This is a genomic window from Falcatimonas sp. MSJ-15 (assembly GCF_018918265.1).
GTDB lineage: Bacteria > Bacillota > Clostridia > Lachnospirales > Lachnospiraceae > Falcatimonas.
On record NZ_JAHLQC010000007.1, the window covers coordinates 118,367 to 130,636 of the forward strand.

The following is a 12,270-nucleotide window of genomic DNA, read 5'->3' on the forward strand; positions in this document are numbered from 1 at the left end:
TTGGTGATTTTGAGTTCATGGATTTGCTGTACAGCCGTTACAGCAATCCAATGGAACTTATGCAGATGTACATTAATGATGGACGGTTTGGAGAGTTTATTATAAAAACAATGCAGAAATGTGATGATGCAAAAATGTGGCAGTTATATTTACATAGTCAATCTGACAAGTCATTTAATGAATGGCGTGAACTTGTAACAAATACAGTCAGTGAGAATAATACAGACAGACTTGCAATGAATGATAAACAGGTCACAAAGCAGATTGATGTCGCACATGACATATTAAAGAGATTTAATCCGGGAAGAGGTGAGACATAGTGGAACTGTTTAAACTATTAGGACGTATAGTTGTGGATAACGAAGATGCAAACAAAGCATTGAAGCAGACATCAGATACAGCAGAGGAGACACACAGTAAGTTTTCAGGTGCAATGAGTAAGATTGGTTCGACTGCTAAAATAGCAGGTGCTACAGTGATAGCAGGAATCGGTTCAGCAGTTACAGCAGTAGCAGGCCTTGGTAAAGCAGCAATCAGTAGTTATGCAGATTATGAACAGTTGTGTGGTGGTGTTGAGACGTTATTCGGTGCAGGTGGTCAGTCTATTGAAGAATATGCAGAATCAGTCGGTAGGTCAGTTGATGAAGCAAGAGATGATTATAACAGACTCATGTCTGCACAGGATAAAGTATTTGGATATGCAAAAACAGCATACAAAGACGCTGGAATGTCAGCGAATGAGTATATGGAGACTGTAACAGGCTTTGCAGCATCTCTTGTTGCATCATTAGGTGGAGATACTGAAGCTGCAGCAGAAAAAGCGAATATGGCACTCGTAGATATGTCTGATAATGCCAATAAGATGGGTTCAGACATGGAATCAATTAAAAATGCTTATGGTGGTTTTGCAAAACAAAACTACACCATGTTAGATAATTTGAAACTCGGTTATGGCGGTACAAAAGAAGAAATGGAACGATTACTCGCTGATGCTGAGAAGTTATCAGGAATTAAATATGATGTATCATCTTATGCTGATATAGTTGATGCAATTCACGTGGTACAGACTGAAATGGGTATAACAGGCACAACTGCAAAGGAAGCAGCATCAACAATCAGTGGTTCAATTGGTATGATGAAATCATCATGGCAGAACTTACTTACAGGTTTTGCAGACGGCAATCAGGACATGACGGAATTAATTGCTGAATTATGGAATAGTATACAGGCTGTAGCTGATAATGTATTACCAAGGATACAGGAGACAATGGCAGGTATCAGTAGATTTATAGTCAGAGCTGTACCAATGTTATTAAAAAAGATTCCACCTATGTTAGGACAGATATTACCACAGATGTTAAGTGCGTCAATGACTCTATTACAGACGGTTATTAAGACTCTTATTGAAGCATTACCATCGTTGTTATCAGAGTTAAGTGGTGCGATAACATCGGTTATAAATAATGCAGTATCAAATGTAAGTGGTGCGCTCGGTGGTGTATTTAGTAGCAGTTTTACATCATATCTATCATATTTTCAGATGGCTTTTGGTAATCTGTCAGAGATGCTTATGCAGTCTGTAATACCGATGTTTACAGCTCAGTTTGAAGGACTCAAGACAATATTTGCTGATGTTTATAATGCAATGCTACCGGTCATAGAGATGATTGGTATGCTTACAGGTGACATTGTATTAAATGCGATAGAATTTACATCAAGTGTAGTAATACCAGTGATAACAGATGTTGTTACTGCATTTACACAGATAGCTAATACAATAATAACTGCAGTCACACCAGCGATAACACAGATATGCGATGCATTTAATACTTTGCAAAGTATAATCAATGAAGCAATATCAGATTACATTATTCCAACTCTGCAGATGTTCATTGATATGATTGAGCAATTATGGGTTGAAAATCAAGATAAAATTACAGCTGTAGGTGAATTATTCAAGACAGTATTTAATGACATTGCAATAGTGGTACAGTGGTTTGTAGGAGTTGTTGAGCAATATATTTATCCATTATTTATAAACCTTGTTAACTGGACTCAGGAGAACATGAGTCAGATAAAAACCGTATTTCAATCTGTATTTGATATAATCGGTGGAATAGTGAATACATTTACAGCAATGTTTAAAGGCGACTGGAGTGGAATGTGGGAAGGTATTAAACAGATTATGAGTGGAGCTGTCGGAGTAATTAAAAATCTGTTTATATTATTAAATGATTTCTTCCAAAGCATATGGAATAGAATAATTTCAATGATGAGCAGTGCAGTTAACAGAGTTAAGGATACCCTTGTTAATACATTTACAACAATCAAGAATAAAGTAACAGAAATATTCAAAGGAATGTGGGATGGAATCAAGAGTGTGCTTAATTCAATTATTGGTGGTGTTGAGGGTATGGTCAATGGAGTTATCAGAGGTATTAATAAACTAATTGACGGACTTAATACAGTAGTTGAGGGTACAGGCGATTTACTTGGTCTTGACTGGTCTGTTAAGACACTGGATACTGTTTCGTTACCACGTCTCGAAAAGGGTGGTATACTCGAAAAAGGACAGGTTGGTTTACTTGAAGGTAACGGTGCTGAGGCAGTTGTACCACTTGAAAATAATAAAAAGTGGATTAAAGCAGTTGCAGACAGTATGAGAGAAGAAAATAGTACTTTATCAGATAAGATGGCTGAAAAAATGATTGATTTATTACAGCAGCTTGTTGACAGTAATTCAGAACTATATGACAATATAGCATCGTTAAAATTTGAAGTTGGACACAGAGAATTTGCAAGGTTGGTGAGAAGTGTATGATAGAGCAGATAGAATATATTAATCACTTAGGTGAAAAACTGAATTTTGGTAAAAATGGACTATATGCTCAGTCGAATGATTTACATGATTTTGCATATGAGCTTGTCAGCTATAATAATAAAATTAGTCGTTTCAAAAAAGGTATCGTGAGTAAGTCATTACCTGTGATTGTGTTTGCCGACTCTGATAATGAAGCTACAATGATAAAAAATAAACTGTATGAAGTGGCAGAAAAAGATATTCTGTCATTACAGGCAGGTAAATTATACATTAATGGATATTATTTAAAATGTTATATTACTGCAAGTAAGAAAACAGAATATCTTAAGGATAAGAAATATCTGACAGCTACACTCACAATACAGACAGATGAGCCAAATTGGATAAAAGAAACAACATATACATATGTTGACGAGTCACACAGAGTTAATGAACCAGGGTATAATTTAGATTTCAATAATGATTTTCCATATGACTATACTTGTATTAACAGTGCAGTAACAAATTACAATTTTTCTGAATGTGATTTTAGGTTAAAAATCTTCGGACCTGTGACAGATCCGGAGATTAAAATTGCAGGTCATAGGTATAAAGTCACATGTACACTCAGAGCAACGGAACATCTGATTATAGACAGTCTCAATAAAACAATAATTAAATATGACAGACAAGGTAACACCACTAATCTGTTTAATAACAGAGATAAAGAAAGTTATATATTTGAAAAAATAATGTCAGGCGGTAATGCTATTACCTGGTCTGAAGCTTTTAAATTTGAATTAACGCTTTTAGAAAAGCGAGGTGAACCACTGTGGATCTGATATATATGACAGATACGAAAGAAGATATCGGAGTATTAAGTGATTATACACTAGACCTTGCTTATGGTGCAGATGAGAACGATTTTGAGTTAACTACTTCAATTAATTCAAAGCTTATGCATCCCGGTTATATAATTTATATTGAGGGTACAGAGTACGGTGGAATTATTGATAGTATTGAAGTGGATACCAAAAATGAGTTACTTATATATCGTGGTCGTACATGGCACGGTATTCTTAATGCTAAGGTTATATCACCACCTGATGGACAAGATTATCTGATAGTAAATGGAGAACTTAACAGTATTATAGGGTTATTAATATCTGAAATGTCACTCAACACATTATTTACTGCTGCTACAGCGGATAGTGGTATTACAGTAACCAATTATAAAATCCCAAGGTATATCAAAGGGTACACAGCATTAAAAAAGTTAGTTAAGTTGAAAAATTGTAAGTTATTAATCACATTCAAAAATGGTATGGTTATGTTATCAGCTGATAAAATTACAGATTATAGTAAAATAGGGCAAATAGATAATGACATGGTTAATTTTGATATTACAAAATATTATAAACCAATTAATCATGTAATATGCCTGGGAGCTGGTCAGTTAAAAGATAGAAAAGTATTACATGTATACAGCGATGCAGATGGTAATTACAGTGAAACAGAGCAGACATTCACAGGTCTTGATGAAGTTATGGATGTGTATGAAGACACCAATGCAGAAGATGATAGTGATTTAATTGATGGTGGAAAACAGATAATACAGGATAGCAGAACACAAAATGCAATGGATGTCACATTTGACGCAATTAATGGACAGTATGATATTGGTGATATTGTTGAAGCAAAAGAGAATGTAACAGGTCTTACGGTTAAAGAGTATATAACCAAGAAGATAGTTAAAATTGAAGATGACACAGTAAAAATAACATACGAGGTAGGTGGTACAGAATGATTACACTTGTAACAGGATATGCAGGAGCACAGCATATAACATCAGATGATGCAGGTAGTTTTAACGCTGCTATGATGGGCAATGGTGAATTTGTGATGGACAGAGGTAATAAATTCACTGCTACAATTGAGGATAACAATATTATAAAAATCGCAGATGGGGATATTCTGATGCAGGGACGTCACATCAGAATAAAACCGGATGACTATGAGGAACTTGATATTGAAGAGGGTATAACAGGTTGTAAACGTCAGGATTTAATTGTTGTTACATATGAGAAGAATGAAGTAACATCAGTAGAAACGGCTAAGCTTGAAGTATTAACCGGTATACCTGTAGCAGATGGTAGTGAGATGGATCCTGAATATGAAACAGGTGATTTATTAGCAGGAGCAATTAAAAATCAGATGCCACTTTATAGAGTGAATATTGACGGACTTACAATCAAATCAATTGACGCACTATTTAAGACTACATCGAATTTTAAGAATATATCTGACAGTCTTAATAAGCAAGTTGCAGATGAAAAAGCGAAGTGGAACCTGCAGGTAAATACAGCAATCACAAATTATGAAAAACAATTTAATGATGCTTATGAAGAGATTACAGATAAGAACATACTTGTTTCATTAGACAACAGGGAAGTATCAATACATAACATAGTTATTGCTACTTCCGATTGGAACAGTGGTTCATATACAATAACATCATCATACATTAAGCAGAATAGTATAATAGATGTTTATTATGCATCTGGTACTGAGATTACACCAGCTTATACCCAAGCAGATGGAAAATTAACAATAACAGTCGAAACAGTACCTGCAGTAGATATCACAATAGATGCTATATTAATAGTTAACTCAAAGGTGGTGAGTGAATAATGGCAGTTAGGGATAACTTAGGTGGTGGATTGAATATTGAAAATCCGACACGAATAACAACATGGAGTGCAAAAACAGATATGAAGAAGAACACTATAGTTGAAGCAGTGTCAGATGGTACAAGTTTCGGTAATTCACTCACATCACAAACATTAACAGGGTACTTGTATACACCTGTTAGAAATGTAAGTGCATATCATCCATATATGTACAGACATTATAGGGATACTACTGACTTAACCAAATTAATTATAGAGTATGGTTATTTAGATAGTGATTGCGTTTTTCATGTAACTGCTTCATCAGTGATTGAAAACGCACATGCGTCATCGTCAGGCGGTTATATTACACCTAAACTGTATAAACTTTATGGTAATTATTATGTTTACACATATTCAAAAACAACAGCTGTGTTTGAAGTTATGATATTACAGGAAAATACATCAACACATACATTTACAGCAGTATCGACATTAACTGAACTATCACGATACAACTATGAATCATACGGAAGTTCCACGTTACTGAGTGCAAGTTATGTAAGTTATACATCTAATGTGTTAACATTTGTATTACAAGTCTTATGTACAACAAGTTCATCATTTTTATATTATTATCAATACACATTCACTTACAATACATCAACCAAAGTACTTGCATGGTCTTCAGTAGCAACAGATACTAAAGATACCAGTAGTAGTACATATGTCTCATCGTATACTGATTTTGACGGTACATTATATAATGTCGTATGGAATGCAAGTAACTGTTCATTACATGTTATGAAGGGGTCTGGTGGTACGCATCATAATAATTTAATAACACTTACATCCTCAGGTAGTAATGCACCTAGTTTAAGTATGAAATCAAGATTTATGAATGGCTTTTTATATGCATATACGACTTCATCGAGAAGTTATTTTTCGGCCGGTGGATTTTCATATACCGCAGGTGGTTCAGCACCGGTTATGTATCCATATAGCACGGATGCTGCAATAAACACATCGACGGCAGGTACCAATAATCGTTATGAAGCGAGAATGTCAAGTAGTTCTACAGTTCTAACTAATTTTAAATCACCACCTTATAATTCAATACAACCCGGTTATGATTATACTGTTAAAACTGCTCCAACGAGTATGATTGGTAAAAATATTATATTGGCGATTGCAAATGATCCGTCATGCTCTAAATACAGAATAATAGCATTTGATAATAACACTAATGTTATTTATAAGAGTGGATTAAATACTGGTGTTCAGGTATCGCAAGTTGGACACACTACTGCAGGTGGTTCTGTCGGTATATTAAAGAGTGCTGCGAGTGCTAATAGTAATGCAAAAGTAGATTTTATATAGAGGAGTGATGTAAAAATGTTTTTAATAACAAATGGAAATGATGTGATTTATTATATTACATCAAGTTGTAACAAGGAATCAGATGGCAGTTATATAATTGATAATGGTATATTAAGAGTATTAGTACCGGAGAGTTTTATAGTGCATGAAGTGGATTCGCTGAAGGATGACATTGAGCCATACAAGCACTGTTACAGTGAGTCTAAAGGATTCTATGCAAATTCAGATTATGTAGAGCCTGTACCAGAGCCTACTATGGCAGATTTACAGGAACAGATAGCAGAGCTATCGGCAAACTTAGACTATATGTCAATGGTTGCTAGTGTAGATTTACCAAACAGTGAGGAGGAATAGACATGAGTAAAAAGTACAATAAAGTGAAAAATTACTATGACAAAGGTTATTGGAATAAAAAGATGGTGTATAACGCAGTGGGTCGCTGGATTACAGCTGACGAATACAAAGAGATTACAGGTGAAGAATACACAAGTAAATAATGTAAAAAAGGGTGGCATAAACATGTCACCTTTTTTAATAAAATTAAGGGAGATGTGAGGATGGAAACTATCATATCATCAGCAATAACAGGTGGACTTGCGTTAGTTGGTATTATATTAACCAATTTATCAAGTAACAAAAAAATTGAGCAACAACTCGACAAAGCACAGGCAGTAACTGATTGTAAAATTGACACATTAACAAGAGAAGTTCGTGAACATAACAATTTTGCGAAACGAATGCCTGTTGTTGAGGAGCAGATTAAAGTAATTAATCACAGAATATCAGATTTGGAGGTAAAAATTAATGACAGATAAGCAGATTAAATGGTTAAAAGCTGCAGGTATAAGAGCAGTTAAGACAGTAGCTCAGACAGCAGTAGCCACAATAGGTACAAGTGTAGCTATGTCAACAGTAGATTGGAGAATGGTATTAAGTGCATCTCTCCTATCAGGTATTTTATCGGTCCTTACATCAGTAGCAGGACTTCCAGAAGTAAAAGAAGGTGAATAATATGGTAATTAATGTACACGCAGGTCATAATGTCAATGGTGGAGCAGTAGGATATGTGAGTGAGTCAGTAGAAGACAGACACATTAAAGATGCTGTAATTAAATATTTAAGACAAAACGGACACACTGTATATGATTGTACTGTTGATAATGCAGGCAGTCAAAACGCAAATCTAACTCAGATTGTTGCTAAGTGTAATGCACATCACGTTGATTTAGATGTCAGCATACATCTTAACGCTGGTGCGGCTGATAAAGATGAACACACGACAGGTACAGAAGTATATATCTACAATCCATTTGATGTAACTAATGCGATTGCTAACAGAATATGCAAGAAAATCGAAGCACTTGGATATTGTAACAGAGGTGTTAAAGTCAATAGGTCGCTGTATGTTTTAAGAAAAACAAAAGCACCAGCTTTATTGATTGAATGTTTTTTCGTAGACGATGAGAATGATGTTGATGTATATAAAAGAACAGGTGCTGACACATTCGGAAAGACGATTGCAGAGGCTATTGTTAATAAGACGATAACTTCACAGACTACAAATAAAAAACCGTTAGAAGTGGCAAATACAAAGTCAGACGGTAATAATACATTTATGGTAAAAGTAATTGTTGATGCACTTAACATCAGACGAGGACCAAGTATTAATAATTCTATTGTTGGATGCATTACCGATAAGGGGGCATATACAATAGTCGATACTAATGGTTCATGGGGAAGACTTAAATCAGGTGCAGGATGGATTAATACATCATCAGCATATTGTAAGAGAATATAAGTAATAAAAAGAGAGTCGGTGAAATATTCCGACTCTTTTTTTATTTGACATATAACGCACTTATGATAAAATATAAATATATAATAATCGATTGGTGAGGTGTGTAATGATGGTAGATTTAAAGACAACAGAGGCACAGAGAAAAGCTGTAAGAACGTATGAAAAGAATAACTATAGATTGAATATAGTTTTTCCAAAAGGGACAAAAGAAAGAATAGAAAGACTAAATTTAGGAAAGACTAATTCGGCATTTATAAGAGATGCAGTATTGAGCAAACTGGATGAATTAGAAAAAATATCAAAATAACGCACTTATATCTTGACTATATAACGCACATATATTATACTGTTGTTATAATCATTAAGAAATGGGGGTAAAAAGATGATAATTAAATATAGCAACAGTGCAAAAAAGTATATTGAATCATTAGATTCAAAAACAAAGAGAAGAATAAAACAGGCGATTGATGGATTACCGAATGGAGATGTAAAAGTGCTTAAAGGATATGACGATAAGCGTAAGAGATTGAGAGTTGGTAAGTACAGGATAATATATAATTATATTACTGAGAGAGAAGTTGAAATATTATATATTATGGATGTTGATTCAAGAGGAGACATATATAAGTAATTTTGACGAAAAGGAGTGATAAACATGAATGCAACAGTAGAAAAAGCAAGAGATTTATTAGAAGTGTTACCAGATGATGAACAGAAATTTGCATTAGAATTCATTAAGAAACTTGTTCTTGCATGGGACCCTGATTATACAAAGGTTACAAAAAGTGAAGCAGAAAGATTAGACAGAGCTATGGAAGAATTTAAAAATGGAGAAGTAGTAGATAGCGAAGATATCAATTGGGATTAAAAGAGATGAACAAAAAGAGAGCTGGAATAATTTACCAACTCTCTTTTTGCGTATGTGCTACCAACTATATCTAAGGAGACCTAAAATGTAAGCAAAGAAGAAAAATAAAGAATACTTACATTAATATAATAAATCCATTTATTGAAAAAAGTCACAAAGAGTGGTAAAATTTGAAAAAAGATATACCGATATTAAATAAATAATATTATAAGTCAAAATAAAGGTATATGACACACGTATGACACACAAAAGGCATAGAACCCTTGAAAATCAAAGATTGCTGTTTCTATCGAGGAAGCCGCTAAAGCTGGTAAATTCTAATTAAAAAATACGGAAAGCCTTGAAATATCAATGTTTCAAGGCTTTTTTTTAGAAGCTTGTAAGGATACGAGAGGGTAAAAGTATGAAAGTTAAAGACGCGTATAATATTATAAAAGCAAAGAATAATAGTGATAAAGAGTTAGTGGAATGTCTTGAATTTGACGGCTTTTTTGCTTTCGCATTTGCTGAAAAAAGTAAAATCAATGAAACTGTAGGTGGTGGATATGATACTGTAGACAAGAAAAGCGGTCAGATATCGGTATTCAATCCAACCGAGAATTTAGAATTATTCATAAGCGCTAAAAAAATACCTGTACCAAACATAATTTAGAAGTAAATGGTACAAGATTATAATTCATACAACTTAATACTATTACAATTCAGACCATGATAAAAACATGGTCTTTTTTATTGTCCGATGGCATGTGATGACGATTAAAAGCATCAGCCAAATATACATTTAAAGTGGGTGAGACATTTAAAATCACAATAAGGGAGAGATTATATATGGATTTTTTAAAAGAATTACTTGGTGATGAGCTATTTGCAACAGTTCAAAAAAAGATTGAGGAACATAACGCAGATGAGAAAAAAGTACTAAAAGAACTTGATAAAGTCTATGCAGAAGCACTTACAGAGATAGATGATAAAATATTACAGCTGTTGGCAAGAGACGATGGTAATATGCAAAATGTCATCTATCAGGTGGAATATCAGAAAGCATTAAAACAGCAGATTGAGAGTGCGATTGATACGCTCCACTCAAAAGAGTTTACATCAGTCAGCGAATATCTGACAGACTGTTATAATACAGGATTCATAGGTACCATGTATAATCTGCATGGTCAGGATATACCACTTATGATATCAATTGACCAGGAGCAGGTGGTACAGGCAACAACCAAAGATACGAAACTATCCGAATTGCTGTATAACAGACTTGGTAAAGAATTAAAACACTTAAGAAGCAGATAGCATCCGAATTATCAGTCGGAATAGCAACAGCACAAACATATGCTGATATCCACCGTAACATTGCAACAGTCGCAGGAATAAATAAAAATAAGGCGATGCGAATTGCAAGAACAGAAGGTCACAGAATACAACAGACTGCTGCCGTAAATGCATGCAATAAGGCTGTTGAAAAAGGTGCTGATATAGTAAAACAGTGGTCAGCAGCATTGGATGGAAGAACACGAGACAGTCACAGATGAGTAGATGGTGAGATAAGGGAACTTGATAAACCATTCAGTAATGGGCTTATGTATCCCGGTGATCCAAATGGTCCTGCTGCTGAAGTTGTAAACTGTCGATGTACAATCTCACAGAGAGCTAAGTGGCGACTTGATAATGAAGAACTTGAAAGACTTAAAGTACGAGCCGGATATTTTGGACTTGACAAAACAGAGAATTTTAACGATTATAAGAGTAAGTATTTAAAATTCAACACTAAGATTTTGAAATCACCATCAATCGGTAATGTCAAGATAGAGCAGGTAAGAGAAGAATTCAGAAAAATTCTTAGTAATTCGAAAGGTGCAGATTTACATGTAACAAAAATGGGAATGTATGCTGATTATACAGATTATATTGAAGATGTAAAATTAGATGCACCATTTGCATATGATAGTAATGCTGATGTAATACGATATAATCCAAAAGCCAGCAGATTCAGTGAGTATGATTTGAATTATGTTCAGACCCATGAGTTGTCTCATAGGATGGATTGTAACGAATATGAAAGCTATAAAAATTCGAAATTTCTAAAAGCAATAGATGGATGCAGTGAAAGGGTACTTGAGAATAAATCTGAAATTCAGCAATGGTTTGATGAAGGGGGAAAATATGAAAATAGCTTTGCTATATGTGATATTATAAACGCCTTAAGCAAGGGTGAGATAAAAACTGGAATAGGACACCCCGATAGTTATTGGAAAGAGAGTATTGACAATATACCGTTGGAAGTGTTTGCTGATATCAGTAGTATTGATGTATTAGACGATAAATCAAAGGTTGAATTCGAATCATTATTGAAAGAATTATATGAATCATATATGGAGATGGTAGAATGAATTTAATTCAAAGACTTAATAGAGACGAGGAAATAAAGGAACTAAAGGCGATTTATAAAAAAAAGTATGGCAAACCTGCCTCGCCTTATTGTATTGATATTGACGGTGGGATTGAAAAATATAAGCAGAGACTCCGAGAAATGATTGACGGAACATATGTGTATAAGGAATCACAATGGGTTGAATATTTTAGGAGACAAAGAGAAAAAGAGGCTGCATTAAAGGAAAAAGAGAACAAATAATAATACTTAGACCATGATAAAAACATGGTCTTTTTTAATACCAGGAGTTGATGAACTTGGGGTTATACATCAGAAAGTCACAGCAAAAAGATGAGTGTCTTTTTTTATCAATGTTTCAAG

19 protein-coding genes are annotated in these 12,270 nt (G+C 34.2%); all 19 read left to right on the forward strand.

The genetic code is table 11. The features are described 5' to 3' along the window. Window positions 1–17: 17 nt before the first annotated feature. The 19 genes from KQI85_RS07175 to KQI85_RS07265 all read left to right on the forward strand — a co-directional run bounded on the left by KQI85_RS07175 (window position 18) and on the right by KQI85_RS07265 (window position 12,150). On the forward strand, window positions 18–320 hold the full coding sequence (locus KQI85_RS07175) for a hypothetical protein (protein WP_216575405.1): 303 nt from the start codon (window positions 18–20) through the stop codon (window positions 318–320). Then, complete coding sequence (locus KQI85_RS07180) at window positions 320–2,821, forward strand: hypothetical protein (RefSeq protein ID WP_216575406.1); 2,502 nt, start codon at window positions 320–322, stop codon at window positions 2,819–2,821. The genes KQI85_RS07175 and KQI85_RS07180 overlap by 1 nt, the downstream gene beginning before the upstream one ends. Continuing rightward, window positions 2,818–3,642, forward strand: coding sequence for a hypothetical protein (locus KQI85_RS07185; protein WP_216575407.1), 825 nt, complete (start codon window positions 2,818–2,820; stop codon window positions 3,640–3,642). Before KQI85_RS07180 ends, KQI85_RS07185 begins: the two co-directional genes overlap by 4 nt. After that, on the forward strand, window positions 3,633–4,607 hold the full coding sequence (locus KQI85_RS07190; RefSeq protein WP_216575408.1) for a siphovirus ReqiPepy6 Gp37-like family protein: 975 nt from the start codon (window positions 3,633–3,635) through the stop codon (window positions 4,605–4,607). Before KQI85_RS07185 ends, KQI85_RS07190 begins: the two co-directional genes overlap by 10 nt. Then, window positions 4,604–5,491, forward strand: a complete 888-nt coding sequence (locus tag KQI85_RS07195) for a hypothetical protein (RefSeq protein ID WP_216575409.1) — start codon at window positions 4,604–4,606, stop codon at window positions 5,489–5,491. The genes KQI85_RS07190 and KQI85_RS07195 overlap by 4 nt, the downstream gene beginning before the upstream one ends. Then, window positions 5,491–6,849 carry a hypothetical protein gene (locus tag KQI85_RS07200; protein WP_216575410.1) on the forward strand — a complete coding sequence of 453 codons (1,359 nt, stop codon included), beginning with the start codon at window positions 5,491–5,493 and terminating at the stop codon, window positions 6,847–6,849. The genes KQI85_RS07195 and KQI85_RS07200 overlap by 1 nt, the downstream gene beginning before the upstream one ends. Window positions 6,850–6,864: 15 nt before the next feature. Next, window positions 6,865–7,203 (forward strand): hypothetical protein, encoded by a 339-nt coding sequence (locus KQI85_RS07205; RefSeq protein WP_216575411.1) that lies wholly within the window; start codon window positions 6,865–6,867, stop codon window positions 7,201–7,203. Between the two features lie 2 nt (window positions 7,204–7,205). Next, complete coding sequence (locus KQI85_RS07210; protein ID WP_216575412.1) at window positions 7,206–7,346, forward strand: XkdX family protein; 141 nt, start codon at window positions 7,206–7,208, stop codon at window positions 7,344–7,346. A 60-nt stretch (window positions 7,347–7,406) separates the two neighbouring features. Next, window positions 7,407–7,664 (forward strand): hypothetical protein, encoded by a 258-nt coding sequence (locus KQI85_RS07215; protein ID WP_216575413.1) that lies wholly within the window; start codon window positions 7,407–7,409, stop codon window positions 7,662–7,664. After that, window positions 7,654–7,860, forward strand: a complete 207-nt coding sequence (locus KQI85_RS07220; RefSeq protein WP_216575414.1) for a holin — start codon at window positions 7,654–7,656, stop codon at window positions 7,858–7,860. Before KQI85_RS07215 ends, KQI85_RS07220 begins: the two co-directional genes overlap by 11 nt. 1 nt (window position 7,861) lies before the next feature. Then, complete coding sequence (locus KQI85_RS07225; RefSeq protein WP_216575415.1) at window positions 7,862–8,647, forward strand: N-acetylmuramoyl-L-alanine amidase; 786 nt, start codon at window positions 7,862–7,864, stop codon at window positions 8,645–8,647. Between the two features lie 106 nt (window positions 8,648–8,753). Next, window positions 8,754–8,954, forward strand: coding sequence for a hypothetical protein (locus tag KQI85_RS07230; protein WP_216575416.1), 201 nt, complete (start codon window positions 8,754–8,756; stop codon window positions 8,952–8,954). A 75-nt stretch (window positions 8,955–9,029) separates the two neighbouring features. Further along, window positions 9,030–9,278, forward strand: a complete 249-nt coding sequence (locus KQI85_RS07235) for a type II toxin-antitoxin system RelE/ParE family toxin (RefSeq protein ID WP_216575417.1) — start codon at window positions 9,030–9,032, stop codon at window positions 9,276–9,278. Between the two features lie 24 nt (window positions 9,279–9,302). Beyond that, complete coding sequence (locus KQI85_RS07240; RefSeq protein WP_216575418.1) at window positions 9,303–9,515, forward strand: hypothetical protein; 213 nt, start codon at window positions 9,303–9,305, stop codon at window positions 9,513–9,515. 403 nt (window positions 9,516–9,918) lie between these two features. Continuing rightward, on the forward strand, window positions 9,919–10,167 hold the full coding sequence (locus tag KQI85_RS07245) for a hypothetical protein (protein ID WP_216575419.1): 249 nt from the start codon (window positions 9,919–9,921) through the stop codon (window positions 10,165–10,167). Between the two features lie 176 nt (window positions 10,168–10,343). Then, complete coding sequence (locus tag KQI85_RS07250) at window positions 10,344–10,811, forward strand: hypothetical protein (protein ID WP_216575420.1); 468 nt, start codon at window positions 10,344–10,346, stop codon at window positions 10,809–10,811. Between the two features lie 47 nt (window positions 10,812–10,858). Continuing rightward, window positions 10,859–11,050 (forward strand): phage minor head protein, encoded by a 192-nt coding sequence (locus tag KQI85_RS07255; protein WP_371820565.1) that lies wholly within the window; start codon window positions 10,859–10,861, stop codon window positions 11,048–11,050. Between the two features lie 48 nt (window positions 11,051–11,098). Continuing rightward, window positions 11,099–11,908 (forward strand): hypothetical protein, encoded by an 810-nt coding sequence (locus KQI85_RS07260; RefSeq protein WP_216575421.1) that lies wholly within the window; start codon window positions 11,099–11,101, stop codon window positions 11,906–11,908. Next, complete coding sequence (locus KQI85_RS07265) at window positions 11,905–12,150, forward strand: hypothetical protein (RefSeq protein WP_216575422.1); 246 nt, start codon at window positions 11,905–11,907, stop codon at window positions 12,148–12,150. The genes KQI85_RS07260 and KQI85_RS07265 overlap by 4 nt, the downstream gene beginning before the upstream one ends. Window positions 12,151–12,270: the final 120 nt, after the last annotated feature.

Bases quoted from the DNA above. Each gene is read 5' to 3' on its own strand.
- KQI85_RS07175 (WP_216575405.1), top strand. From the start codon at position 18: ATGGATTTGCTGTACAGCCGTTACAGCAATCCAATGGAACTTATGCAG.
- KQI85_RS07185 (WP_216575407.1), top strand. From the start codon at position 2,818: ATGATAGAGCAGATAGAATATATTAATCACTTAGGTGAAAAACTGAAT.
- KQI85_RS07195 (WP_216575409.1), top strand. From the start codon at position 4,604: ATGATTACACTTGTAACAGGATATGCAGGAGCACAGCATATAACATCA.
- KQI85_RS07200 (WP_216575410.1), top strand. From the start codon at position 5,491: ATGGCAGTTAGGGATAACTTAGGTGGTGGATTGAATATTGAAAATCCG.
- KQI85_RS07205 (WP_216575411.1), top strand. From the start codon at position 6,865: ATGTTTTTAATAACAAATGGAAATGATGTGATTTATTATATTACATCA.
- KQI85_RS07210 (WP_216575412.1), top strand. From the start codon at position 7,206: ATGAGTAAAAAGTACAATAAAGTGAAAAATTACTATGACAAAGGTTAT.
- KQI85_RS07215 (WP_216575413.1), top strand. From the start codon at position 7,407: ATGGAAACTATCATATCATCAGCAATAACAGGTGGACTTGCGTTAGTT.
- KQI85_RS07220 (WP_216575414.1), top strand. From the start codon at position 7,654: ATGACAGATAAGCAGATTAAATGGTTAAAAGCTGCAGGTATAAGAGCA.
- KQI85_RS07225 (WP_216575415.1), top strand. From the start codon at position 7,862: ATGGTAATTAATGTACACGCAGGTCATAATGTCAATGGTGGAGCAGTA.
- KQI85_RS07230 (WP_216575416.1), top strand. From the start codon at position 8,754: ATGATGGTAGATTTAAAGACAACAGAGGCACAGAGAAAAGCTGTAAGA.
- KQI85_RS07235 (WP_216575417.1), top strand. From the start codon at position 9,030: ATGATAATTAAATATAGCAACAGTGCAAAAAAGTATATTGAATCATTA.
- KQI85_RS07240 (WP_216575418.1), top strand. From the start codon at position 9,303: ATGAATGCAACAGTAGAAAAAGCAAGAGATTTATTAGAAGTGTTACCA.
- KQI85_RS07245 (WP_216575419.1), top strand. From the start codon at position 9,919: ATGAAAGTTAAAGACGCGTATAATATTATAAAAGCAAAGAATAATAGT.
- KQI85_RS07250 (WP_216575420.1), top strand. From the start codon at position 10,344: ATGGATTTTTTAAAAGAATTACTTGGTGATGAGCTATTTGCAACAGTT.
- KQI85_RS07260 (WP_216575421.1), top strand. From the start codon at position 11,099: ATGTATCCCGGTGATCCAAATGGTCCTGCTGCTGAAGTTGTAAACTGT.
- KQI85_RS07265 (WP_216575422.1), top strand. From the start codon at position 11,905: ATGAATTTAATTCAAAGACTTAATAGAGACGAGGAAATAAAGGAACTA.